We start from the raw sequence: 25600 nt of genomic DNA, 5'->3' as shown, positions 1-25600 counted from the left end.
AGGTAGGCAAACGGTGCCGGAAGTCCGGCCGGATTCAGTTCAGGCGCGCCAACGCCAGCGGGCCAGGGCCTTGATGACTTTCATCCAGAGTTTGCGGGTGACCACCACGATGGAATCTCTACGGGAGGGACGTTCGGTTTCGGGCAACAGTATCCCAGCGTCCTGTTCCAGGCAACCGGGAATCAGCTTGCGCAGATCATCGATCACCAACGCCGGGGATTCTTCTTCGATCGGCCGGCCATGGTTGTAACCGTAGCTCAGCGCAACGCACGCCACGCCAGCGGCTTTCGCGGCCTGCACGTCAGAACGCGAATCGCCGACGAACAGCGATTGGGACGCCGGAACGCCGGCCATTTTCATCACAAAAAACAGCGCGGCGGGGTCAGGCTTCTTCTGCGGCATGGTGTCGCCACCGACGATCCAGCGAAAGAACCGACCCAGCTTCATTTCATCAAGCAGCGGCGCGACGAAACGCTCCGGCTTATTGGTGATCAAGGCCATCTCGACGCCGTTTTTCTGCAGCCACTTCAGGGTTTCACGCACGCCTGGGTAAACCACGGTGAACTCATGCTTCTCGGCGTAGGCCTGCATGAACAGCTCCAGCGCCTGCTCGGCCAGGGCATCGTCCACATTGCTGTGGTCGATGGAGCCTGCGAGCGCCCGGCGCACCAGCACCGGCGCGCCATTGCCGACCCACTGGCGGACCGCCTCAAGACCGGCCCTGGGACGGCCGAGCTGGACGAGCATCTTGTCCACTGCCACGGCCAGATCAGGCACCGAGTCGACGAGCGTCCCGTCCAGATCGAACATGATCAGCCTGGGCAGCTTGCCCGAAAACAGCTGCTCGAAGCCGCTCATGCGCGGGCAGACGCCAGTTCGGTACGCATTTTCTCGATCACTTCCTTGTAGTCGGGGGCATTGAAGATGGCGGAGCCGGCGACAAAGGTGTCGGCGCCTGCCGCGGCGATCTCGCGGATATTGTTGACGTTGACGCCGCCGTCGATCTCCAGACGGATTTCACGGCCCGACGCGTCGATCAGCGCACGGGCTTCGCGCAGCTTGTTGAGCGTGCCAGGAATGAACTTCTGGCCGCCGAAGCCCGGGTTGACGCTCATGAGCAGGATCATGTCGACCTTGTCCATGACGTATTCCAGCAGGTTGAGCGGCGTCGCCGGGTTGAACACCAGGCCGGACTTGCAGCCGGCTTCGCGAATCAGCTGCAGGGAGCGGTCGACGTGCTGGGTCGCTTCGGGATGGAACGTGATGTAGGTCGCACCGGCCTCGACGAAGTCGCCGATGATGCGATCCACCGGGCTGACCATCAGGTGCACGTCAATAGGTGCGGTCACGCCGTACTTGCGCAGCGCACTGCACACCATCGGACCGATGGTCAGGTTCGGGACGTAGTGATTGTCCATGACGTCGAAGTGGACAAAGTCCGCGCCAGCGGCCAATACGTTGTCGACTTCCTCACCCAGACGGGCAAAGTCAGCGGAAAGGATCGATGGAGCAATAACGAAGGGCTGCATGGCGCACCTGTTTGAGCAGAATCACGGTGGCGCGCATTGTATCGGGTGGAAGCGGACTTGTCCGCGAAGAACGATTACGCGCACTGCCAGGTATTTCGCGGCGCCTGCTTCGCGGACAAGTCCGCTCCCACTTTGGTCCGTGTTTCCTACGCTACCTGCGTTCGCAGCTTCTCGCTCCGCCCACGCAGCCACTCCAGCACCAGCAGCAGGATCACTGAGAATGCGATCAGCAGCGTCGCGGCGGCGGCGATGGTCGGGCTGAGGTTTTCGCGGATGCCGCTGAACATCTGGCGCGGCAGGGTCGCTTGCTCCGGCCCCGCGAGAAACAGCGTCACCACCACTTCGTCGAAGGACGTGGCGAAGGCAAACAGCGCGCCGGAAATCACGCCAGGCGCGATCAGCGGCAAGGTCACCCGGCGGAACGTCGTCAGTGGCGACGCGCCAAGGCTGGCAGCAGCGCGCACCAGGTTGTGATTGAAACCCTGCAAGGTAGCCGACACCGTAATGATCACAAACGGCACGCCCAGCACCGCATGCACCAGAATCAGCGAGGTGTAGCTGTTACCGAGGCCAAGCGGCGCGAAGAACAGATAACTCGCCACACCGATGATCACCACCGGAACCACCATGGGTGAGATCACCAGCGCCATCACCAGCGCCTTGCCAGGGAAGTTACCTCGCGTCAGGCCAATGGCCGCCAATGTGCCGAACACCATGGCCAGCAGCGTCGAGGCCGGCGCGACGATCAGACTGTTTTTCAACGCGCGCATCCACTCCGCCGAGCTGAAGAAGTCGTGGTACCACTGCAACGAGAACCCTTGCAGCGGGTAGACCAGGAAACTGCCCGAATTGAACGACAGCGGGATGATCACCAGCACCGGCAGTACCAGAAAAAGCAGCACCAGCGCACAGAGGATTCGCAGCGCGTAATGCCAGATGCGTTCGATGGGCGATGTGTAAGGGTTCAACATGGCAACGCTCCTCAGCTCAAACGCAGGCGATTGGCGCCCACCAGCCAGCTATAGATCAGGTACAGCACGATGGTGGCCAGCAGTAACAGGCCGCCCAATGCCGTGGCCATGCCCCAGTTGATACTGGTGTTGGTATAGAACGCGACGAAATAGCTGACCATCTGGTCGTTCGGGCTGCCCAGGAGCGCGGGCGTGATGTAGTAACCGATCGACAGAATGAATACCAACAGGCAGCCCGCGCCGATCCCGGCATACGTCTGCGGAAAATACACACGCCAGAAACTGGCGAACGGATGGCAACCCAGGGAAATGGCGGCGCGCATGTACGTCGGCGAGATGTTCTTCATCACGCTGTAGATGGGCAGGATCATGAACGGCAACATGATGTGCACCATCGAGATGTACACACCTACCCGGTTGAAGACCAGCTCCAGCGGTTTGTCGATGATGCCCATCGCCAGCAGTGCGCTATTGATCAGACCGCTGGACTGCAGCAGCACGATCCACGCGGCGACGCGCACCAGAATCGACGTCCAGAACGGCAGCAACACCAGGATCATCAACAGGTTGCTTTGCCGCGCCGGCAAGCTGGCCAGCAAATAGGCAAGCGGGTAAGCCAGCACCAGACAGATTGCAGTGATCACCAGCCCCATCCAGAACGTACGGGCAAAAATGTCCAGATAGATCGCCTGATCGGGCGTCGCAGGTGCAACGTCACCCAGATCATCGATGCGATGATCGAGTGCGGCCAACAGGTAGTAAGGAGTGATGCTGCTGGTGTTGCGGCGTATCACCTGCCAGTACGCAGGGTCGCCCCACCGCTCGTCCAGCGCTTCGAGGGCATCCTTATAGGAAGCGGGCTCGGTCTTGAACGGCAAGGCACGCGCCGTCTTGCTCAGCAGGCTGCGGTAGCCGGCCAGTTCCATGTTCAGCCGCTTGGAAAGCTCGCCAAGGGTCGAGTTCTTGCGGGTTTCGGCCAGCTCCAGGCTCAGGCTTTTATAGACGGACTCGGGGGGCAGCCCTTTGCCGTCCCACTGTTGGACTTCGGTTACCGTATTCGGCAGCGCGGCTACCACTTCCGGGCTGTCGACGCTCTTGTAGAGCAGCGCCGCAATCGGCACCAGAAATACCAGCAACAGAAAAAGCACCAATGGTGCGATCAGGGCCTGTGCCTTCCAGCGGTTGAGCCGCTCGGCGCGAGCAAGACGCTGCTTGAGGGTGGGGCTGGCGCCTTCGGTCAGGGGCACGGCGGTGGCCATAACGAACTCCGGAATCTTTCAACGAAGGGCGTGCTCCCCGCTTCAGGGACCACGCCCGATACTCACTCAGCGTCGGGATCAGCCTTACTTGGCCGCCCAAGCGTTGAAGCGCTGTTCCAGGGACTCGCCGTTATCGGTCCAGAACGCAACGTCCATCTGCACCTGGTCCTTGATGTTTTCAGGCGTGGTCGGCATGTTCTGCAGCGTGTCCTTGTCCAGCAGCTTCACCGCCTGGGTGTTGGCCGGGCCGTAGGCGATGTTCTGCGAATAAACTTTCTGCTGCTCCGGGCTCAGGCTGTAAGCAATGAATTTCTTCGCCGCTTCGGCGTTCTTCGAACCCTTCGGAATCGCCCAGGCGTCGAAGTCGTAGACGCCGCCGGTCCAGACCACTTTCAGGTTGCTTTCTTTCTGGACCGCAGCGATGCGGCCGTTGTAGGCCGAACTCATCACCACGTCGCCGGAGGCCAGGTATTGCGGCGGCTGGGCGCCAGCTTCCCACCACTGGATGCTGGGCTTGAGCTCATCGAGTTTCTTGAAGGCGCGATCCTGGCCGTCTTTGCTGGCCAGAACCTTGTAGACGTCCTTCGGCGCAACGCCGTCGGCCATCAGAGCGAATTCGAGGGTGTACTTCGCACCCTTGCGCAGGCCACGCTTGCCGGGGAATTTCTTGGTATCCCAGAAATCCACCCAACTGGTCGGAGCGCTGGCGACCTTGTCGGCGTTGTAGGCCAGCACCGTGGACCAGACGAAAAAGCCCGCGCCGCAGGTAGTGATGGCGCCCGGAACATAATCCGCTTCGCTGCCGAGGATTGCCGGATCAATTTCTTCGAACATGTCTTCGTCACAGCCGCGAGCCAGCTCCGGCGATTCCACTTCCACCAGGTCCCAGGACACGCTCTTGGTGTCGACCATGGTTTTGACCTTGGCCATTTCCCCGTTGTATTCGCCAGCGATGATCTTGCCGTTGCCGGCCTTTTCCCAGGGCGCATAGAACGCTTTTTCCTGAGCGGCCTTGTTGGCGCCACCGAAGGAAATGACCGTGAGGTCTGCGGCCATCGTTTGCCCGGCGCAGATCATGCCCAACGTGATAGCGGTGAACTTCAATGATTTCAGCATTTATTCTTTTCTCCACGAGCAGTGTTGGAAGCGACTGGAATGGGCGACTGACTCGCCTCTGTTTTTGCTTTTATCGAGTGATCAATGCACGGGCTGCAACGGGTCGAGCGCACGGACGTGCTCGACTTGCCATCCAATGGGCACCACATCGCCAACACTGAGCGCGGAGTCGAGCTCGGCAATCGGCTGTTTGACAAAGAAGTCGGACTTGCCTGCAACCTCCAGACGTACACGAACGTGGTCGCCCAGATAGATGAATTCCGCCACCCGGCCGGAGAACCGGTTGACGCAGCTCTCGCTGCGGCCATTGAGGCTGATGCGCTCGGGGCGGATCGACAGCGTGACCGGCCCGCCGGTCTGGCCGACGTTGATCGCCAGCGCTTCAACTTTCTCGCCACGCTCAAGCTCGACTACGCAGCGACCAGCGCTCTGGCTGACCAGTCTGCCGTTGAGCCGGTTGTTCTCGCCGATGAAGTTGGCAACGAACGTATTCTTCGGCTCCTCGTAGAGACTGCGCGGATCGGCGATCTGCTGGATTTCACCCTGATGGAATACCGCGACACGATCGGACATGGTCAAGGCTTCGCCCTGATCGTGGGTAACGTAGACGACCGTCACGCCGAGGCGTTGGTGAAGATGCTTGATCTCCATCTGCATGTGTTCGCGCAACTGCTTGTCCAGCGCGCCGAGCGGTTCGTCCATCAGCACCAGTTGCGGCTCGAACACCAGGGCCCGAGCGAGCGCGACACGTTGCTGCTGACCGCCGGACAGCTGCGCCGGGTAGCGGTGCGCGAAGCTGTCCAGCTGGACCATGCCCAGCACCCGCTTGACCTTCTCCCCGACGTCAGTCTTGCTCATGCCGCGCACCGACAGCGGGAAGGCAAGATTCTCGGCAACGGTCATGTGCGGGAACAAGGCGTAGTTCTGGAACACCATGCCGATGTCGCGCTTGTGCGGCGGTACGTTATTGATGGCCCGACCGCCAAGCAGTATCTCGCCCGCCGTCGGCGTCTCGAAACCGGCGAGCATCATCAGGCTGGTGGTCTTGCCCGAACCCGACGGCCCGAGCAGCGTGAGAAATTCACCTTTGCGGATGTCCAGGTTCAGATCCTTGACGATCAGAGCCTCGCCGTCGTAGCTCTTTTGCACACCACGAAAGCTGACCAGAACATCACTCGCTCCAGCGCTTTTATCGACGTTGCTCATTACCCACACCTTTGTCATATCTGCGTGGGTTGAAGACTAGAGCAGCGCCAGCCCCCCGGAAATCGGGGGTCGGGAGAGATTTGCCTAAGCGCGCCGGAAGCGCCGGGGTAGGGATCGCCCTACAGAGATGGCGGGATTTGGCATGTCGGCTTCAGCAAGCTTGCACCCATTCAAGCCAGACTCAAGACAGCGGGAGGCAGTTTGCTGGCGACAGCGCCGGTTCAACCCACACATCTTCATTGCCTGGTCGAACGCTATCGCCAGCAAGCTGGCTCCTACACGTACAGCGCCCTGCCAAAACGCATGTCGTTTTCAGACTCAGAGCAGCTTGTGCTCCATCGCGTATCTGACGAGGTCGGCCAGCGAAGTGATGTTCAGTTTCTGCATCAGCCGCGCCTTGTGGGTGCTGATGGTCTTGCTGCTGAGCGCCAGTTGCTGAGCGATATCGTTTACGTTCGCTCCCTGCGCGAGGCGTTCGAATACCGAAAACTCTCGCTCGGACAGCAGCGAGTGCAAAGGCCGGTTGTCCGTCAGACCGACCTCGAACACCATGCGATCCGCAAGCTCCGGGTCGATGTAGCGTCCGCCGGCTGCAACCCGGCGAATCGCGGTCAGCAGCAGGGCCGGATCGCTGTCCTTTGTCGCGTAGCCCGCCGCACCGACTTTCAGCGCCCGGGCCGCCATTTGGGCTTCATCGTGCATGGACAACACCAGAATTGCCGGCGGATTGCTCATCGCCCGAATCCTCGGAATCGCCTCAAGCCCGCTTACGCCGGGCATGGAAATGTCCAGCAGCACCACTTCGCAAGGTACATGGCGCAAGGTCTCAAGCAGTTGCTCGCCGTTGCCGGCCTCACCTACTACCAGCAGATCTTTGGCCAGGCCGATCAGCTGCTTTATGCCTTCGCGCACGATGGTGTGGTCTTCGGCTACCAATACACGAATCACGGTGTTCGCTCCTGCCCGGCTGCATCCAACGGGATGTATGCACGCAAGGTTGTGCCTTCACCCACCTCGCTGTCCAGCTCCAGCCGGCCGCCCAGCATCAGCATACGTTCGCGCATGCCCACCAGCCCGAACGAAACGGCCCTGCCCGGCTGCAACACGAAACCCTGCCCATCGTCGGCAATGGTCATGCACATCATGCCGTTCTCCAGCGCCAGGCTGACTTCCACGGTGTGGGCACGGGCATGGCGAATCACGTTGGTCAGTGCTTCCTGAAGAACCCGGAACAGCCCCGTGGCCCCCGCATCACTGAGTGCGGGCAGATTTTCCGGAACCTGCACCAGGCAGGGAATGTGCGTGCGCTCCTCGAAACGCCGCGCCTGCCACTCGATGGCGGACGCAATACCCGCATCCAGAATCGGGGGTCGCAGTGCCGTCGCCACGTCGCGCACCTGTTGAAACAGCTGCGCTATCAAACGCTTCATGCTGTTGAGCCGCTCGCTCAATCCGGGGTCCAGGTCGGCATAGGCCAGCTCGCACATCGAGGTTTCCATCTTGAGCACAGTCAGCATCTGGCCAAGTTCATCGTGAACCTCACGGGCTATGCGCGCTTTTTCCTCTTCCCTCACGCTTTCCAGATGGGCCGACAGCTCGCGCAGCTGATCATGGGCCCGACGCCGCTCGCTGACATCGTTGAGAAACACCACCAGATACTCAGCGGCGCCGAAACGCAGGAAGCTCAGCGATACATCGACCGGCAACAGACTGCCGTCGGCGCGCAGACATTGGGTTTCGAACGCCTGCGGGCTGTCTTCACTGGAGCGCGCGTTCATCCACAGGCTCAGCCAGCGGTCCATGTGCAGCCCAGGTTCGAAGTCGATCAGAGGCCGGTCGATGACCTTGCCCGGCCTGTACCCCAACATCGATTCCGCAGCCTGGTTGGCGTAACGCACACGGCTGTCCCAATTGACCCAAAGGATGCCGACCGTGCTCTGGTCGATGGAGAACTGCGCCAGACGCAATGCTTCTTCGCCTTCGACACGCCGCGCGATATCTTCGCGCGCGGCCAGCAGTTCCTGCTCCAGCGACTGCTGCTGACGCCGCTGCCAGATGGCAACAGCCAGGCAAGCCAGCAGCATCATGGCCAACAGCAGGCACAGGTTCTTCCACAAACTTGATGATTCGCTGAGATGCGCTGGCTTGAGTGGCATCCAGCGCTCGTGCAGTTGCTCCAGTTCCTTGGCGGGAATCGCCCGCAACGCCGCACCGACAATCTCGGCCAGCTGCGGCTGATCACGCCGCGAGCCGATGCGCAGCAGCTGAGGCAGACCGATGTCGCCCACCACACCCAGCGCAGCAAACTCGGATTCGCGGAACAGCCGGCTGAGCTGCGCCTCATCGACCACGGCGTAGCGCGCCTGTTGACTGAGCAATAACTGCAATGCCTGGCGCTCCAGCGGAACACCTTGCAGGTTCAGCTGGGGATAGTTGCTGCGCAGATAATCGGCGGTCGGGCTCGGCATGCGCACGGCCACCCGTGAGCGGTTGTCAAGGGTTTCCAGGTCCACGACGGTACCGGCACCGCGTTCACCGACCAGCAGTTGGGAAACTCGCAGATACGGATCGGAGAACAACCAGTGTCGCAACGTGGCCGGTGTCTGCATGAGGCCGGGAGCGAGGTCGATCGTGCCTTGCTCCACCGCCAGTTGGAGAGCGGCCTGATCAGGGAAATTGCGCCACAGCAATTCTGCCCCCAGCACAGCCGCGAATGCATTCATGAGGTCGACGTTGGCGCCGGAAAGCTGCTGCAACCGCTGGTCGAACTGGGCATAAGGCGCGCCCAGAACCAGACCGACACGCAGCGGACCATGCTGGTCGAGCCATGCGCGCTGCGCCTGGCTCAAAGGCGCGCGCAGCACCGGCGCGGTTTCGTCCGCCTGGGTAAACGGCACGAAAACCATCAAGAGCAGAGCCAGGCAGCCGATAAAAACGGCGCGCAGATGACGAATGATCAAGGTGTCGCTCTCATGTGTATGCAGATCAGCCGCCGGCCAAGGCCGGGCCTGACAAATGCCGATCAACCCTTTAGGCTGCCGGGATAGTTTCTGGCCTGGAATATTCGATGCCCTACACCTTTCGCGCAACGCTTCCTGCGTTGTTGCTGTCGCTGATAGTACCTTGCGCCTCGCCGGTAATGGCAGCCGATCCCGAACCCAAGGACGCTGAAGCCGCCGCGCAAGCTCCGGTCGAACGCGCGCCTTTGCTGACTCGCGATCAGGAAGACGCCATCGCGCTTGAGCGCCAGTTGCCTCGTCAGGATCTGCAACAGTTGCAAGCGGGTGACGAGAGCTTTCTGGCCCTGTGGAAACCAGCCAACAGCGGCGACCCACAGGGCGCGGTCATTATTCTTCCCGGGGCCGGCGAGTCACCTGACTGGCCGGACGCGGTAGGCCCGTTGCGCCGCAAGTTCCCCAATGTCAGCTGGTCGACGCTGAGCCTGTCGCTGCCCGACGTCCAGGACGACGCGCTGCTGCCCCGCGAGCCGGATGTGCCGTCCTCCGACGCGAAGGCCGAAGCGCCCAAGGACGCGCCGGCGGATGCCGCAGCTGCCGAAGCCGCGAAGGCCACCGACGCCGACGCTCAAGCCAGCGCTGATGCCGCCAAAGCCGCTGCCAATGAAGAACGCAAGAAAGCCGAAGCCGAGCGAATCTTTGCCCGCATCGACAGTGCCGTTGGCTTCGCGCAACAGAACAAGGCGCGCAGTATCGTGCTGCTCGGGCACAGCAGTGGCGCGTATTGGGCGGCTCGCTACTTGAGTGAGCGCGCGTCTCCAGCGGTGCGCAAGTTCGTGATGGTTGCCGCACGCGAACCGGCCAACGCCCAGCCATCCCTGGTGGAGCTGGTGCCAACCCTGAAAATGAAGACCGCAGATTTCGTCTACAAGAACCAGCTACAACGCGCCGCCACTGAGCGTCTGCAGGCCAGCAAGCGCGCCAATGGTCCGGGATTTACCCAGATCAGCCTGACCGACATCGCGGGCAACGGCGAAGCGGAGCAGGACCAGCTGTTCCGACGGGTTCGCGGCTGGATCGAGGCCGAGTGATCGCCGGTCCGGACCTAATGGGGTTCGCCGTCGGTTTCAGAACCCGCGGCGCGCCTTGATCACCCGGTAAGCCCGGTGAAGTTCGCTGGTTTTCTCGGTGGCGGCCCGCACCTGAAGCGAGTTGGCACCCGATCCGGCGAGCTTGTCGGGGTGATGGCGGCTGAGTAGTCGACGGTAGGCGCGCTTGATGCTCACCGGGTCCGAGTCGGCCTGTACTCCCAGCAGCTTCAACGCACCTTTGTAGTCGTCGCCGGTGCCGCCGACCTTCGGCCGCTGCATCGGATCATGCTCAGCGGCCAACGCCTCGACACGCACGTCCGTCCAACCCAGCCACATTCCCCAGACACCGATCAACTCGCGCTCGTGCCGGGTCGCCTTGCCGTCCGCCCAGGCCATGCGCCAGCAGGCACGCAGCAGGCTTTCCGCAAGCTCGGTTTGTCCGCGCAGACGACGCAGGTAACTTCGCAGCCCGTCGGTGGCGTCCCGGCCACGGTTGAACGCCAGCATTGCCCGCCGTTGCGCCGCGTCATCGAGGTTCAGACGACGCATTTCCACGCGCGCCTGATTGATATGGCTGGCGACAATCCGCCCGCCGCTCTTGGCCAGACGCCCCAATAGTACGAACAGCAGCTCGTCGTCATGGATCGCCGCGCGTCCGCCCAGCCGTTCGCGAAGATGCGCCCAGGTGTGCAGTTGCAAACGCCGATCCACCACCTGCCCCAGCAAGGCGCCAAGCAGCGTGCCGGGTATGTCGGCAATCGCATAACCGATGCCTGCGCCAAGCAATGTGACGGGCCAGAGCATTAGCGCAGCTCCGACAACGTGTGCTCGACTTGCGCCAGCCGCTCATGGGTACCGACGTCTATCCAGCGTCCCCGAAAATGCTCGCCGGTTACCAGCCCCTGCCCCATCGCCTCGCGCAGCAGGGGCGCCAGCTTGAAGGCGCCCGCTTCGCATGTCCGGAACAGCTGTGGATGCAGGATCGCAATACCGCTGTAAGTCAGGCGCGGCGTGACGGCATCCGCCTCGCGAACTTGCCCGTCGACCAGACAGAAATCGCCCGCGGGGTTGTGGTCCGGATTGTCGATCATCACCAGATGCGCCAGACCCGTGATCGGCTTGCGCAAATCCGCAAAATCGTAATCGGTCCAGACGTCGCCGTTGACGACCAGAAATGGCTCGTCGCCGAGCATCGGCAAGGCACGGTAGATGCCACCACCGGTCTCCAGCGGCTCACCCTCCGGGGAATAGCGAATGCTCAAGCCGAAACGCTGGCCGTCACCAAGACGGTCTTCGATCTGCTGACCGAGCCAGGCATGGTTGATGACCAGCTCGTCGAACCCGGCCGCGTGCAGCGCGCGCAAGTGGTATTCGATCAAGGGAACCCCGGCCGCCTTCACCAGCGGCTTGGGGGTGTGCAGCGTCAACGGGCGCATCCGCTCGCCTTTGCCGGCGGCGAGGATCATTGCTTTCATTCAGGCCTCTTCAACACGATTCGCTTCCTTTCCACAGGGTTACGCCCCTGGCTTTCAAACGGTTGCTTGCGCAGGCTGCAGGCTGGTCAGCAACTGGCCCAGCTCTGCCAGTTCCGGACGGCGCGACAGCACCGCTTCTATATAGGAAAAGAAACGCGGCACGTCTTCCAGATAGCGCGGCTTGCCGTCCCGGTAGCAGATACGGCCGAAGATCCCGATAACCTTCAAATGACGCTGCACACCCATCAGGTCGCTGGCGCGTTCAAAGCTCGCGAAATCTTCCTGCACCGGAATGCCCAGTGCTCGGGCCCTGTTCCAGTAATGCTCCAGCCAGCCACTCACCCGCTCTTGTGGCCAGCTCAAGAACGCATCCTTGAACAGGCAGGTCACGTCGTAAGTTACCGGACCATAAACAGCATCCTGAAAATCCAGCACGCCGGGATTCGGCTCGCTGATCATCAGGTTGCGCGGCATGTAGTCGCGATGCACCAGCACCTTGGGCTGCGCCAGCGCGCTTTCGATCAGCAGTTCGCTGACATTCCGCCAGCTTGCCAACTGAGCCGCATCCAGCTCGACACCGAGGTGACGCTTCACGTACCACTCCGGAAACAGCTCCAGCTCGCGACGCAGCAGTGCGACGTCGTAACTGGGCAGCGGTGCGTCCATAGGCAGTTGCTGAAATGCGAGCAGGGTATCTATTGCATCGGCAAACAGCTTGTCCGCGTTATCGGCATCGATGACATCCAGGTAAGTCTGGCGTCCCAGATCGTTGAGCAACAGAAAACCCTGTTCGAGATCCTGTGCGTAGATTCGCGGAACATTGGCGCCTGACTTGCTCAATAAATGAGCGATATCCACGAACGGCTTGCAGTTTTCCTGAGGCGGCGGCGCATCCATGACAATAAAAGTCCGGCCACCACCTTCCCACCGGAAGTAACGGCGGAAACTCGCGTCGCTGCTGGCCCCGGTCAACGTGGCCGGGGGTACGACGCCCCAATCCTCGGCGGCGAAGAGAGCTGGCAGCTGCTCGTCGAGCCAAACTTTCAGGGATTGCAGGCGTATATCTTGATCTGGCATTACAAGGGTCTCCGACGGCGCTAGCCGTCAAGCGGGTCATGCTTTATTATCCGGGATCTTTTTCAGCCCATCGAGAGGCGTGCGGCCCCCCCGCGGGCAGATGGCGCGCAGGAAGCCCGGACTAATAAGATGGCATTGAAATCCCCCGCGTTTCGTAAAAAATTTCCGTTGCTCGTAACCGGCAGTTTGCTGGCGATGCAACCTCTGGCCACCCAGTTCGTGGTAGCCGCGGAACAGTATGACTGCTCAGTCTCTGCTTCGGGTGCCTGGAACTGTGCGCCGAAGGCCAGTGCCGCCGCGCAGCTGCCGCCACGTCCCGTGCACAGCGCGACGTCGGTCAGCTCGAACGGCACCGTGGTTTCGGACACCGTAGTGGCTGGCGAACAGCCCGTGGCAACCACTCAGCTGGTTACCGAAGCCAAGGGCAAAGGCCTGAAGTCGCGTAGTGCTGACTACAGCCACCTCGATTGGGTTCCTCGTGAACAGCTCACCCCCGCACAATTGGCCGAAACCGGCCCGTACTGCTCGGGCGCTTATGTCGAACCGATCCGCCCAGGCATGGACGACAAGACCCCGATGAACGAAGCGCCGATGTTCATCGGCGCCAAGGCTTCGCGTTACGAGCAGGAAGCCCAAGTGGCGACCCTGGCTGGTGACGTCGTACTGCGTCAGGGCAGCATGCAGGTTCAGGCCCAGGAGGCCGCGCTGCATCAGGCCGAGAACCGTGGCGAGCTGAACGGCGATGTCCGTCTGCGCGACAACGGCGCTCTGATCGTCGGCGACAAGGCAGAACTGCAACTCGATACCGGCGAAGCCCGTGTCGATAACGCCGAATATGTCCTGCACAAGTCGAATATCCGCGGTAACGCCCTGTACGCCAAGCGTGCCGAAAACGCGATCATCCGCCTCAAGGACGGTACTTACACGTCCTGCGAACCAGGCAGCAACGCCTGGACGCTGAAAGGCAACAACATCACGCTGAACCCGGCCACCGGTTTCGGCACCGCGACCAACGTCACCCTGCGGGTCAAGGATGTGCCGGTGTTCTATACACCGTATATCTATTTCCCGATCGATGACCGTCGCCAGTCCGGTTTCCTGCCACCGTCGATCTCTACCAGCACCGACACCGGCATGATGCTGGTCACGCCTTACTACTTCAACCTGGCGCCCAACTACGACGCCACGTTGTATCCGCGCTACATGACCAAGCGCGGCCTGTTGATGGAAGGCGAATTCCGTTATCTGACCGAAAGCAGTGAAGGTCAGATTGGCGGCGCTTACCTCAACGATGAGGAAGACGAACGCAAGCTGCAGTCCGATTACGAAGAAAAGCGCTGGATGATCAACTGGCAGCACGTGAGCGGCCTGGATTCGCGCTGGTTGGCCAAGGTCGACTACACCGACATCAGCGATCCGTACTACTTCCAGGATCTCGAAACCGACCAGATCGGCGTCACCAGCACCGACTACGTCAACCAGCAGGGCTCTCTGACCTATCGTGGCGATAATTTCCGCGCACTGGTCAACGCTCAGGCATACAAGCTGGCGACCGTGACCCGGATTACACCGTACGACCGCATGCCGCAGCTGGCACTGGACGGCACGCTGCCGTTCAATCCGGCTGGCCTGCGCTTCGACTACCAGACCGAGCTGGTACGTTTCGAGCGTGATCTCAGAACGGGGAACTACTTTGATGAGAACGGCGGCCCGTTCGACGCGAACGGGTTTCCAGTAGGCGAAACGCGCCTGGACGAAAACATTTCAGGCCTGGACCGTGCGAACGGTACCCGACTCAATCTGGCTCCATCCATCAGCCTGCCGATGAACTGGACCTACGGGTTCCTCACGCCGAAGCTGAAGTACGCCTACACCCAGTATGATCTGGACCTTGACGGCAGAGGCAAGCGGGACTTGCTGGCTGCGGGCGGTCAGTTCGACAGCAGCGTGAATCGCAGCGTGCCGATCTTCAGCGTGGACAGCGGTCTGTATTTCGATCGCAACACTCAATGGTTCGGCAAGGATTATCGCCAAACCCTGGAGCCGCGCCTGTTCTATCTCTATGTTCCAGAGAAGGACCAGGACGACATCCCGGTATTCGACACCGGCGAAAGCACGTTCAGCTACGCGTCGCTGTTCCGCGACAACCGGTTCTCCGGCTCGGACCGCATCGGCGACGAAAACAAACTGTCGCTGGGCATTACCAACCGCTGGATCGAAGAAAACGGCTTCGAGCGTCAGCGCTTCAGCATCGGTCAGGCCATTTACTTTGCTGATCGCAAGGTGCAGTTGCCTGGCATCGAGTTTGCTGATCGAGATGATGCCCAGGCTAACGTCTCGCCTTACGCACTGGAATACGAATATCGCTTCAACCGCGACTGGCGTCTGAGTTCCGACTTCAACTGGGACCCGGACAGCCACAGCACCCGTTCGGGTAGCGCGATGTTCCATTACCAGCCGGAAGACAACCCAGGCAAGGTGATCAACGCCGGCTACCGCTATCGCAACGACCAGGTACGTTACGACCAGACCACCGGTCGGTGGACTGTGGGCGGCGGTGACTACGGTACGCCAGGTCAACCGGGCTACGTCGAGGATTACTACAAGATCCAGCAGCACGACTTCTCGGTCATCTGGCCTATCGTGCCGCAGTGGAGCCTTATCAGCCGCTGGCAGTATGACTACAACCGCGACCGTACCATTGAGGCCTTTGGTGGTTTCGAATACGACAACTGCTGCTGGAAACTGCGCCTGATCAACCGTTACTGGATTGACTATGACGAGTTCAGCCAGGACGCGCCTGAGAACGAAAAAGGCGACCGCGGCATATTCCTACAAATTGTGTTGAAAGGACTCGGCGGCGTTACCGGCGCCAAAGTAGAGAGTTTCCTCGACCAAGGCATCCAAGGTTATCGTGAACGTGAAGACCAAGCTTTCTGATTGTCTGCGCCCGCTGATGCTGGGCGCGTTACTCCTGAGCGGCGCCGTGCATGCAGCGGTTCAACCTCTGGACAGCGTAGTGGCCATCGTCGACAACGACGTGATCATGAAAAGCCAGATGGACCAGCGCGTTCGTGAAGTTCAGCAAACCATTGCCAAGCGTGGCGGCGGTACTCCGCCTGCCGAAGCACTGCAGCCGCAGGTTCTGGATCGCCTGATTCTGGAAAACCTGCAGCTGCAGATTGGCGAACGCTCCGGCATTCGTATCACGGATGAAGAGCTGAACCAGGCCATCGGCACTATCGCTCAGCGCAACAACATGAGCGTGGAACAGTTCCGCGCCGCGTTGGCGCATGACGGCGTGTCCTATAACGACGCCCGCGAGCAGGTTCGTCGTGAAATGGTCATCAGCCGCGTACGTCAGCGTCGCGTCGCCGAGCGTATCCAGGTGTCCGAGCAGGAAGTCAAAAACTTCCTGGCTTCCGGCCAGGGTCAGGCTCAGCTGTCCGAAGAATTCCACCTGGCCAACATCCTGATCGCCACTCCGGACAGCGCGTCCTCGGACGCGATCCAGGCGGCGGCACGTCAGGCACAGGACATCTACGCTCAGCTCAAGAAAGGCGCTGATTTCGCCCAGATGGCTATTGCCAAATCGGCGAGCGAAAGCGCACTGGAAGGCGGCGACATGGGCTGGCGCAAGGCGGCTCAACTGCCCCCTGCTTTCGGCGACATGCTCAGCTCGATGCCGGTAGGCGACGTTACGCCGCCCGCGCGGACTCCAGGCGGCTTCATCATCCTGAAGCTGCTGGAAAAACGCGGTGGTCAGGGTCAGGCCCAGATGCGTGACGAAGTTCATGTCCGTCACATTCTGATCAAGCCAAGCGAAATCCGCAGCGAAGAAGAAACCCGTCGCCTCGCGGAAAAGCTCTATGACCGTATCGAGAACGGCGAAGACTTCGGCGAGCTGGCCAAGAGCTTTTCGGAAGACCCGGGCTCGGCACTCAACGGTGGCGACCTGAACTGGGTAGATCCCAACTCTCTGGTTCCCGAGTTCCGTGAAGTCATGGCGCAGACCCCTCAGGGCGTGCTGTCCAAGCCGTTCAAGACCGCCTACGGCTGGCACGTTCTCGAAGTCATTGGCCGCCGCGCCACCGACGCCACCAGTCAGGCTCGCGACCAGCAGGCGCTGACCGTGCTGCGTAACCGCAAGTACGACGAAGAGCTGCAAACCTGGTTGCGTCAGATCCGTGACGAAGCGTACGTCGAAATCAAACTCCCTGGCGCGCCACAGGCTGCCCAGTGAAACCCAGGCGTTTCGCACTGACACCCGGCGAGCCGGCCGGCATAGGTCCTGACCTTTGCCTGCTGCTCGCCACGCAACCCCAGCCTTATCCTCTGATTGCCATAACCAGCCGTGACCTGCTCGCAGAGCGGGCCGCGCAGCTGGGCGTGGACGTCCGCCTGCTGACTGTGACTCCCGACGCGTTTCCCGATGCTCCGGCGCCCGCTGGAAGCCTGTACGTATGGGACACGCCGTTGGCGGCTCCAGTGGTGGCCGGCAAGCTGGACAAGGCTAACGCTGCCTTTGTCCTGCAGACTTTGACACGCGCCGGACAAGGCTGCCTGGATGGAAGCTTCGCCGCAATGATCACCGCCCCTGTGCACAAGGGCGTGATCAACGACGGCGGTATCGCGTTTTCCGGGCACACCGAATTTCTGGCCGAGCTGACCCGGACCGAGCAAGTCGTGATGATGCTGGCGACCGGCAGTCTGCGCGTGGCACTGGTGACCACTCACCTGCCCTTGCGTGACGTGGCCGACGCCATCACAGCAGACCGGCTGGAACGTGTGACGCGTATCCTGCACGCGGATCTGGTCAACAAGTTCGGCCTTGCTCACCCGCGCATTCTGGTTTGCGGCCTCAATCCGCATGCAGGCGAAAGCGGGCATCTGGGCCGCGAAGAAATAGACATCATCGAACCTACCCTGGAGCGTCTGCGCAGCGAGGGCCTTGATCTGCGCGGCCCGCTGCCCGCCGACACTCTGTTTACCCCCAAATATCTGGAGCACTGCGATGCGGTGCTGGCGATGTATCACGACCAGGGCCTTCCGGTGCTGAAGTACAAAGGCTTCGGTGCCGCGGTCAATGTGACGCTCGGGCTGCCGATCATCCGGACCTCCGTCGATCACGGCACCGCGCTGGATCTGGCCGGTACCAGAAACGTCGACACCGGAAGCCTGCAGGTCGCTCTGCAAACCGCCTACCAGATGGCCGAGACTCATTCATGACCGAGCAATACCAGCACCGGGCGCGCAAGCGCTTCGGGCAGAACTTCCTGCACGACGCGGGCGTTATCGACAAGATCCTGCGTGCCATTCGTGCCAGACCCGAAGACCGCATGCTGGAAATCGGGCCGGGCCAGGGCGCTCTGACCGAAGGCCTGCTGAACAGCGGCGCGCGTCTGGACGTGGTCGAGCTCGACAAAGACCTCATCCCGATCCTCAACGCCCAGTTCGCGACCAAGCCGAACTTCAATCTGCACCAGGGCGACGCGTTGAAGTTCGACTTCAACAGCCTGGGTGCCGAGCCCCATACGCTGCGCGTGGTCGGCAACCTGCCATACAACATTTCCACGCCGCTGATCTTCCATCTGCTGCAGAACGCCAGTCTGATCCGCGACATGCATTTCATGCTGCAAAAGGAAGTGGTCGAGCGTCTGGCTGCAGGTCCGGGCGGCGGTGACTGGGGCCGTCTGTCGATCATGGTTCAGTACCACTGCCGCGTGGAACATCTGTTCAACGTCGGCCCGGGTGCATTTAATCCCCCGCCCAAAGTCGACTCGGCGATTGTCCGTCTGGTGCCGCACGAAACGCTGCCTCATCCGGCCAAGGATCATCGCCTGCTGGAGCGCATCGTTCGCGAGGCCTTCAACCAGCGCCGCAAGACCCTGCGCAACACTTTGAAACTTTTGCTCAGCGCCGAGGACATCACAGCCGCCGGCGTAGACGGCAGCCTGCGTCCCGAACAGCTGGATCTGGCCGCGTTCGTGCGTCTGGCCGACAAATTGAGCGAGAAAACAGCGTCGGAGTGACGCCTGGAGACAGGTCGACGGCGGCTGGCAATTAGTCATTTTCCGTCGACTTGTCCTAGACTGAGCGTTCCGGGGCGCGCCCCAGTTGTTTCGCCATAGCTTCCAAGGCCTACTGCATGTCCGATTCCCGTTATCAGGTCGACGTCAGCGTCGTCACCCGCTTTCTCGCAGAACAGTCGCAGCCCGAGCAGAGCCGCTTCGCTTTCGCCTACACCATCACGGTGCAGAACAACGGCCAGTTGCCAGCCAAGCTGCTGTCTCGCCATTGGGTCATCACCGATGGCGACGGCCATGTCGAGGAGGTACGCGGCGAAGGTGTTGTCGGGCAACAGCCGCTGATTCAGGCAGGCCAGAGCCACACTTACAGCAGCGGCACGGTGATGACGACCAAGGTCGGTAACATGCAAGGCACCTATCAGATGCTCGCCGAAGACGGTAAGCGCTTCGACGCGGTCATCGCACCCTTTCGTCTCGCAGTACCGGGTGCGCTCCACTGATGGCGGATTACGCAGTCGGCGACCTGCAAGGTTGCCTGGAACCGTTGAAATGCCTGCTTGAACACGTCAGCTTCGATCCGGCCAGGGATCGCCTGTGGCTGGTTGGCGATCTGGTCAACCGCGGCCCTGAGTCGCTCGAAACCCTGCGTTACCTGTATGGCATCAGGGATTCGGTGATCTGTGTTTTGGGGAACCATGACCTGCACTTGCTGGCTGCCTCACGCAAGATCGACCGGCTGAAGAAAGGCGACACGCTGGACGACATTCTGCAGGCACCGGACCGCGACCAACTGCTGGACTGGGTTCGCCAACAGAAGCTCATGCACTATGACGCAGAACGCAATGTGGCCATGGTACATGCCGGGATTCCACCGCAGTGGTCATTGAAAAAGGCCCTCAAATACGCCGGTGAGGTCGAGGCCGCATTGCGCGATGACGCATTGATCGAGCCGTTCCTCAATGGCATGTACGGGAACGAACCGGCGAAGTGGAGCGGTGACCTGCGGGGCGTCACGCGACTGCGGGTCATCACCAACTATTTCACCCGAATGCGTTTCTGCAACCGCGATGGCAAGCTCGATCTCAAGGCCAAGGAAGGGATCGAAACGGCGCCGCCTGGCTACGCGCCGTGGTTCAGCCACAAGCAGCGCAAGACCAAATCCGTGAAGATCGTCTTCGGCCATTGGGCAGCCCTTGAAGGGCGCTGCGATGAGCCAGACGTCTATGCACTCGACAGCGGCTGCGTCTGGGGCGGCTCGCTGACCATGCTCAATCTCGACACGTTCGAGCGGCATCAGTGCGACTGCACCCCCCAGGGCAAGGCGACATCGCCCGATATTTCTTCGACCCAGACCTCTGTGGTCCGGCATTAACTTTCAACCGGGAGCCTCTGATGACAGACTTCAAACGCATTCCTCCACAAGAGGCCCACGCCCTGCGCGAGCAAGGTGCCGTGCTGGTCGATGTGCGCGATCCGCAAACGTTCGAAAGCGGTCATATTCCTGACTCGCTGCATCTGGATAATCACTCGCTGGCGGACTTCATCGCCAATGCCGATCTGGACAAACCGCTGGTGGTGGTCTGTTACCACGGCAACTCCAGCCAGAGCGCGGCAGCCTACCTTGTCGGCCAGGGCTTCTCCGAGGTGTACAGCATGGATGGCGGTTTCGAGCTCTGGCGCGCTACCTATCCAGACGAAACTGCACAAGGCTGAGCGAAAAAATTTTCTGACGTTCGATCCCGCGTGCCACGCGGGCTCGCGCCGAAAGTGACGAACGGTCCGCGCTACTTCTCGCTCATCCTGCCTTTATCTTTCAGAAACCGAACTATCCTTAGCGACAGGCCATCCGTAATCAGGGGAGAGCCGGTACACCGGCGCGTGGGTCATCGGTAGTTACTTATGGTGTTCTGGGGGGTAACAGCATCTGGATACTCAGCTGCTGCCAGCATCGACTGACGATCCGCTGCCGGCTCTACGTATCGAGCGAGGTGACGTCATGAGTATTTTTAGCCACTTCCAACAACGCTTTGAAGCCACACGTCAGGAAGAGCTCTCGTTACAGGAGTACCTTGAGCTCTGCAAACAGGATCGCAGCGCATACGCCTCGGCAGCAGAGCGTCTGCTGCTGGCTATTGGCGAACCGGAGCTGGTCGATACGTCGACCAATTCCAGGCTGTCGCGAATCTTTTCCAACAAAGTGATACGTCGCTATCCGGCCTTTGCGGACTTCCATGGCATGGAAGAATGCATCGACCAGATCGTTTCGTATTTCCGCCATGCCGCTCAAGGTCTGGAAGAGAAGAAACAAATCCTTTATCTGCTCGGCCCGGTTGGCGGCGGCAAGTCCTCGCTGGCTGAAAAGCTCAAGCAACTGATTGAAAAGGTCCCGTTCTACGCCATCAAGGGATCACCGGTCTTCGAGTCGCCGCTAGGGCTGTTCAACGCCAGCGAAGACGGCGCGATCCTCGAAGAGGACTTTGGTATTCCCCGACGTTACTTGAGCACGATCATGTCGCCCTGGGCGACCAAGCGTCTGGCTGAGTTCGGGGGCGATATCAGTCAGTTCAAAGTTGTGAAGCTGTATCCCTCGATTCTCAATCAAATCGCTGTAGCCAAGACCGAACCTGGTGATGAGAACAACCAGGACATTTCCGCTCTGGTCGGCAAGGTCGATATCCGCAAGCTCGAAGAATACCCACAGAACGACGCCGACGCTTACAGCTATTCGGGCGCACTGTGCCGGGCCAACCAGGGCCTGATGGAATTCGTCGAGATGTTCAAGGCGCCCATCAAAGTCTTGCACCCGTTGCTGACGGCCACTCAGGAAGGGAACTACAACAGTACCGAAGGTCTGGGGGCAATTCCTTTCACCGGGATTCTGCTCGCGCACTCCAACGAATCGGAATGGCATAGCTTCCGCAACAACAAGAACAACGAAGCCTTCATCGACCGTATCTACATCGTCAAGGTGCCGTATTGCCTGCGCGTCAGCGATGAGATCAAGATCTACGACAAGCTGCTGTTCAACAGCTCGCTGTCCAAGGCGCACTGCGCGCCCGACACACTGAAAATGCTGGCGCAGTTCACCACGCTGTCACGCCTCAAGGAGCCGGAGAACTCCAATATCTACTCCAAGATGCGCGTGTACGACGGCGAGAACCTCAAGGACACCGACCCGAAAGCCAAGTCCATCCAGGAATACCGCGACAGCGCGGGGGTCGACGAAGGCATGAACGGTCTGTCCACACGCTTTGCGTTCAAGATCCTCTCCAAGGTTTTCAACTTCGACCCCCACGAGATCGCCGCCAACCCGGTCCATCTGCTTTATGTTTTGGAGCAGCAGATCGAGCAGGAGCAGTTCCCGGCCGAAACCCGCGAGCGTTATCTGCGGTTCATCAAGGAATACTTGGCGCCGCGCTATATCGAGTTCATCGGCAAGGAAATCCAGACGGCCTATCTGGAATCGTACAGTGAGTACGGGCAGAACATCTTTGACCGCTATGTGCTGTACGCGGACTTCTGGATTCAGGACCAGGAATATCGTGATCCGGAAACCGGCGAGATCCTCAACCGCGTGGCGCTCAACGAGGAGTTGGAGAAGATCGAGAAGCCAGCTGGAATCAGCAACCCCAAAGACTTCCGTAACGAGATCGTCAACTTCGTGCTTCGCGCCCGCGCCAACAACAACGGCAAGAATCCGACCTGGCTCAGTTACGAAAAACTGCGGGTGGTGATTGAGAAGAAAATGTTCTCTAACACCGAAGACCTGTTGCCGGTCATCAGCTTCAACGCCAAAGCCAGCAAAGAGGATCAACAGAAACATAACGACTTCGTCACTCGAATGGTCGAACGGGGCTACACCGATAAGCAGGTGCGTCTACTCTCCGAGTGGTATCTGCGCGTTCGCAAGTCGCAGTAAGGCAGCAGCAAGCGGCAAGTTGCAAGCCTCAGGCGGGCCGGACGGCGCGCCTGAGGTGCTGTTGTGCCACCGCTTGCCTTTGAGCTTCAAGCTGGCGGCTTGAAGCTGTAACTCGGAGCTGCCCGGAGGGCCTATGAGCTATGTGATCGACCGACGTCTCAATGGCAAGAACAAGAGCACGGTGAACCGTCAGCGTTTTTTGCGGCGTTACCGTGATCACATCAAGAAGGCAGTGGAAGAAGCCGTCAGCCGCCGTTCCATCACCGACATGGAACATGGCGAACAGATCAGCATTCCCGGCCGGGATATCGACGAGCCGGTTTTGCATCATGGTCGCGGCGGCAAACAGACCGTGGTCCATCCTGGTAACAAGGAATTCACCACCGGCGAGCACATCCCCCGACCACAAGGTGGCGGCGGAGGCAAAGGGCCGGGCAAGGCGAGCAATTCCGGCGAAGGCATGGATGAGTTTGTCTTCCAGATCACCCAGGAAGAGTTTCTCGAATTCATGTTCGAGGACCTCGAACTGCCCAACCTGGTCAAACGCAACCTGACCGGCACCGACACCTTCAAGACGGTGCGTGCCGGCATCAGCAATGAAGGCAACCCTTCTCGCATCAACATCATTCGAACGCTGCGCTCGGCCCACGCGCGGCGTATTGCGTTGTCCGGCAGCAGCCGTGCCAAGCTCAAGCAAGCGGTCAGCGAACTTGAGCGACTCAAACGTGAAGAGCCGGACAACTTTGGCGATATCCAGGAACTGGAAGTCGAGATCGAGCGGTTGCGCGCACGCATCCGCCGGGTTCCGTATCTGGACACGTTCGACCTCAAATACAACCTGCTGGTCAAACAGCCCAACCCGAGTTCCAAGGCGGTCATGTTCTGCCTCATGGACGTCTCGGGTTCCATGACCCAGGCCACCAAGGACGTCGCCAAACGCTTCTTCATCCTGCTGTATCTGTTTCTGAAACGTAATTACGACAAAATCGAAGTGGTGTTCATCCGCCACCACACCAGTGCCCGGGAAGTCGACGAAGAGGAATTTTTCTATTCGCGCGAGACCGGCGGCACCATCGTTTCCAGTGCGTTGAAACTGATGCAGGAGATCATGGCCGAGCGTTACCCGGCCAACGAGTGGAACATCTACGCCGCCCAGGCGTCGGACGGCGACAACTGGAACGATGACTCGCCGATCTGCCGGGATATCCTCACCAAGCAGATCATGCCGTTCGTGCAGTATTACACCTACGTGGAGATCACTCCGCGCGAGCATCAGGCGCTCTGGTTCGAGTATGAACGCATCGGTGAGCAGTTCGCCGACACGTTCGCCCAGCAGCAACTGGTGTCTGCCAGTGATATCTACCCGGTATTCCGTGAACTCTTCCAGCGCAGGTTAGTGTCATGACCGCTAGAGAGCAGCGCCAGCCCCTGTCCACGGGCTCAGAGTGGACCTTTGAACTGATCCAGGCTTACGACAAGGAAATCAGTCGCATTGCCGAGCGTTATGCCCTGGATACCTATCCCAACCAGATCGAAGTGATCACCGCCGAGCAGATGATGGACGCGTACGCGTCGGTCGGCATGCCGCTGGGTTACCACCATTGGTCCTACGGCAAACACTTCCTGAGTACTGAGAAGTCCTACACCCGAGGCCAGATGGGCCTTGCTTACGAGATCGTGATCAACTCGGATCCGTGCATCGCTTACCTGATGGAAGAAAACACCATCTGTATGCAGGCTCTGGTGGTGGCGCATGCCTGCTACGGGCACAACAGCTTTTTCAAAGGCAACTACCTGTTCCGCACCTGGACAGACGCCAGTTCAATCATCGATTACCTGGTGTTCGCCAAGCAGTACATCATGCAATGCGAAGAGCGCCACGGTATCGACGCTGTGGAGGACTTGCTCGACTCCTGCCACGCGTTGATGAACTACGGCGTGGACCGCTACAAGCGCCCCTACCCTATTTCGGCCGAGGAAGAGCGGCGCCGCCAGAAGGATCGGGAGGAACACCTCCAGCGGCAGATCAACGACCTGTGGCGCACCATCCCCAAGAGCGCTGACAAGATGGGCAAGGAAGACAGCGCCCGCTTCCCCGCCGAGCCACAGGAAAACATTCTGTATTTCATCGAGAAGCACGCCCCGCTGCTGGAACCCTGGCAACGCGAAGTGGTGCGGATCGTACGCAAGATCGCGCAGTACTTTTATCCACAGCGTCAGACGCAGGTGATGAACGAGGGTTGGGCGACGTTCTGGCACTACACCTTGATGAATGATCTGTACGACGAAGGCCTGGTTACCGATGGCTTCATGCTGGAATTCCTGCAATCGCATACCAGTGTGATTTATCAGCCTGGTTTCGATAGCCCGTATTACAGCGGCATCAACCCTTACACGCTGGGCTTCGCCATGTATCAGGACATCCGGCGCATCTGCGAGCACCCCACCGAGGAGGATCGTCGCTGGTTCCCGGATATCGCAGGTACCGACTGGCTGACTGCTGTCAAATTCGCCATGTCGAGCTTCAAGGATGAGAGCTTCATCCTGCAGTACCTGTCGCCGAAGGTCATTCGCGACCTGAAGCTGTTCAGCATCCTCGACGACGATCAGAAAGAGGATCTGCTGGTCCCGGCCATCCATGACGAGTCAGGCTATCGCACCATTCGCGAGACACTGGCGGCGCAGTACAACCTGGGCAATCGCGAACCCAACGTTCAGATCTACAGCATCGACCGCCGCGGCGACCGTTCGCTGACCTTGCGCCATCAACAGCACAATCGTAAGCCGCTGGGCGACTCCACCGACGAGGTGCTCAAGCACCTGCATCGTCTATGGGGTTTCGACATTCATCTGGAAACCCTGCAGGGAGACCAAGTAGTCAAGACCCATCATGTTCCGCCTCGTGGCGAACATGCTGGCAGCGAATATCCGCGGCTCGATCTGGCGGTTGTTCACCTGTGACCATGTGAGC

Annotated in this window: 22 protein-coding genes; 11 read left to right on the top strand and 11 right to left on the bottom strand. The window is 60.2% G+C overall.

Annotated elements, in window-relative coordinates:
* Positions 1-39 precede the first annotated feature (39 nt).
* From J3P77_RS02355 to J3P77_RS02320, 8 genes are all read right to left on the bottom strand, one after another.
* The gene (locus J3P77_RS02355; RefSeq protein ID WP_434679359.1) at positions 40-858 is read right to left on the bottom strand and encodes a phosphoglycolate phosphatase; all 819 of its coding nucleotides are present in this window, start codon (positions 856-858) and stop codon (positions 40-42) included.
* Positions 855-1529, bottom strand: a complete 675-nt coding sequence (rpe, locus tag J3P77_RS02350) for a ribulose-phosphate 3-epimerase (protein ID WP_434679358.1) — start codon at positions 1527-1529, stop codon at positions 855-857. Before rpe ends, J3P77_RS02355 begins: the two co-directional genes overlap by 4 nt.
* 146 nt (positions 1530-1675) lie before the next feature.
* Complete coding sequence (locus tag J3P77_RS02345) at positions 1676-2500, bottom strand: ABC transporter permease (RefSeq protein WP_434679356.1); 825 nt, start codon at positions 2498-2500, stop codon at positions 1676-1678.
* Positions 2501-2511: 11 nt separating this feature from the next.
* Positions 2512-3759 (bottom strand): ABC transporter permease, encoded by a 1248-nt coding sequence (locus J3P77_RS02340; RefSeq protein WP_434679355.1) that lies wholly within the window; start codon positions 3757-3759, stop codon positions 2512-2514.
* Positions 3760-3843: 84 nt separating this feature from the next.
* Entirely contained in the window at positions 3844-4875 is a 1032-nt protein-coding gene (locus J3P77_RS02335; RefSeq protein WP_434679354.1) for a polyamine ABC transporter substrate-binding protein, read from the bottom strand.
* A gap of 81 nt (positions 4876-4956) precedes the next feature.
* Positions 4957-6081 carry an ABC transporter ATP-binding protein gene (locus J3P77_RS02330; protein WP_434679353.1) on the bottom strand — a complete coding sequence of 375 codons (1125 nt, stop codon included), beginning with the start codon at positions 6079-6081 and terminating at the stop codon, positions 4957-4959.
* Between the two features lie 318 nt (positions 6082-6399).
* Complete coding sequence (locus tag J3P77_RS02325) at positions 6400-7029, bottom strand: response regulator (protein WP_434679352.1); 630 nt, start codon at positions 7027-7029, stop codon at positions 6400-6402.
* Positions 7026-9038, bottom strand: a complete 2013-nt coding sequence (locus tag J3P77_RS02320; RefSeq protein WP_434681842.1) for a PAS domain-containing sensor histidine kinase — start codon at positions 9036-9038, stop codon at positions 7026-7028. Before J3P77_RS02320 ends, J3P77_RS02325 begins: the two co-directional genes overlap by 4 nt.
* 110 nt (positions 9039-9148) lie before the next feature.
* Here J3P77_RS02320 and J3P77_RS02315 point away from each other — a divergent pair, with 110 nt between their 5' ends.
* On the top strand, positions 9149-10129 hold the full coding sequence (locus J3P77_RS02315; protein ID WP_434679351.1) for an alpha/beta hydrolase family protein: 981 nt from the start codon (positions 9149-9151) through the stop codon (positions 10127-10129).
* A gap of 36 nt (positions 10130-10165) precedes the next feature.
* Here J3P77_RS02315 and J3P77_RS02310 read toward each other — a convergent pair whose 3' ends face one another.
* Genes J3P77_RS02310 through J3P77_RS02300 form a run of 3 tightly spaced genes read right to left on the bottom strand, consistent with a single transcriptional unit; the run spans position 10166 to position 12681 of the window.
* Positions 10166-10933, bottom strand: a complete 768-nt coding sequence (locus tag J3P77_RS02310; RefSeq protein WP_434679350.1) for a TerB family tellurite resistance protein — start codon at positions 10931-10933, stop codon at positions 10166-10168.
* On the bottom strand, positions 10933-11604 hold the full coding sequence (gene murU, locus J3P77_RS02305) for an N-acetylmuramate alpha-1-phosphate uridylyltransferase MurU (protein WP_434679349.1): 672 nt from the start codon (positions 11602-11604) through the stop codon (positions 10933-10935). Before murU ends, J3P77_RS02310 begins: the two co-directional genes overlap by 1 nt.
* Before the next feature lie 54 nt (positions 11605-11658).
* Positions 11659-12681, bottom strand: coding sequence for an aminoglycoside phosphotransferase family protein (locus J3P77_RS02300; protein ID WP_434679348.1), 1023 nt, complete (start codon positions 12679-12681; stop codon positions 11659-11661).
* Positions 12682-12810: 129 nt separating this feature from the next.
* Between J3P77_RS02300 and J3P77_RS02295 the strand changes: the two genes are divergently transcribed.
* The 10 genes from J3P77_RS02295 to J3P77_RS02250 all read left to right on the top strand — a co-directional run bounded on the left by J3P77_RS02295 (position 12811) and on the right by J3P77_RS02250 (position 25590).
* Complete coding sequence (locus J3P77_RS02295) at positions 12811-15621, top strand: LPS-assembly protein LptD (protein ID WP_434679347.1); 2811 nt, start codon at positions 12811-12813, stop codon at positions 15619-15621.
* Positions 15602-16924 carry a peptidylprolyl isomerase gene (locus J3P77_RS02290; protein WP_434679346.1) on the top strand — a complete coding sequence of 441 codons (1323 nt, stop codon included), beginning with the start codon at positions 15602-15604 and terminating at the stop codon, positions 16922-16924. The genes J3P77_RS02295 and J3P77_RS02290 overlap by 20 nt, the downstream gene beginning before the upstream one ends.
* Positions 16921-17910 carry a 4-hydroxythreonine-4-phosphate dehydrogenase PdxA gene (gene pdxA, locus J3P77_RS02285; protein WP_434679345.1) on the top strand — a complete coding sequence of 330 codons (990 nt, stop codon included), beginning with the start codon at positions 16921-16923 and terminating at the stop codon, positions 17908-17910. The genes J3P77_RS02290 and pdxA overlap by 4 nt, the downstream gene beginning before the upstream one ends.
* Positions 17907-18713 (top strand): 16S rRNA (adenine(1518)-N(6)/adenine(1519)-N(6))-dimethyltransferase RsmA, encoded by an 807-nt coding sequence (gene rsmA / locus J3P77_RS02280; RefSeq protein ID WP_434679343.1) that lies wholly within the window; start codon positions 17907-17909, stop codon positions 18711-18713. Before pdxA ends, rsmA begins: the two co-directional genes overlap by 4 nt.
* Positions 18714-18829: 116 nt before the next feature.
* Positions 18830-19210 (top strand): Co2+/Mg2+ efflux protein ApaG, encoded by a 381-nt coding sequence (gene apaG, locus J3P77_RS02275; RefSeq protein WP_434679342.1) that lies wholly within the window; start codon positions 18830-18832, stop codon positions 19208-19210.
* Entirely contained in the window at positions 19210-20082 is an 873-nt protein-coding gene (locus J3P77_RS02270) for a symmetrical bis(5'-nucleosyl)-tetraphosphatase (RefSeq protein ID WP_434679341.1), read from the top strand. Before apaG ends, J3P77_RS02270 begins: the two co-directional genes overlap by 1 nt.
* A 20-nt stretch (positions 20083-20102) precedes the next feature.
* Positions 20103-20423, top strand: a complete 321-nt coding sequence (gene glpE, locus J3P77_RS02265) for a thiosulfate sulfurtransferase GlpE (protein WP_434679339.1) — start codon at positions 20103-20105, stop codon at positions 20421-20423.
* Positions 20424-20706: 283 nt separating this feature from the next.
* The gene (locus J3P77_RS02260) at positions 20707-22629 is read left to right on the top strand and encodes a PrkA family serine protein kinase (protein WP_434679337.1); all 1923 of its coding nucleotides are present in this window, start codon (positions 20707-20709) and stop codon (positions 22627-22629) included.
* A gap of 133 nt (positions 22630-22762) precedes the next feature.
* Positions 22763-24034 carry a YeaH/YhbH family protein gene (locus J3P77_RS02255; protein WP_434679336.1) on the top strand — a complete coding sequence of 424 codons (1272 nt, stop codon included), beginning with the start codon at positions 22763-22765 and terminating at the stop codon, positions 24032-24034.
* Positions 24031-25590: a SpoVR family protein gene (locus J3P77_RS02250; RefSeq protein ID WP_434679335.1), complete on the top strand. Its 1560-nt coding sequence runs from the start codon at positions 24031-24033 to the stop codon at positions 25588-25590. Before J3P77_RS02255 ends, J3P77_RS02250 begins: the two co-directional genes overlap by 4 nt.
* Positions 25591-25600: the final 10 nt, after the last annotated feature.

It is taken from the genome of Pseudomonas sp. R1-18, assembly GCF_051132095.1.
In the GTDB taxonomy this organism is placed as follows: Bacteria; Pseudomonadota; Gammaproteobacteria; order Pseudomonadales; family Pseudomonadaceae; genus Aquipseudomonas.
This window is presented reverse-complemented; position numbering and strand designations above follow the sequence as displayed.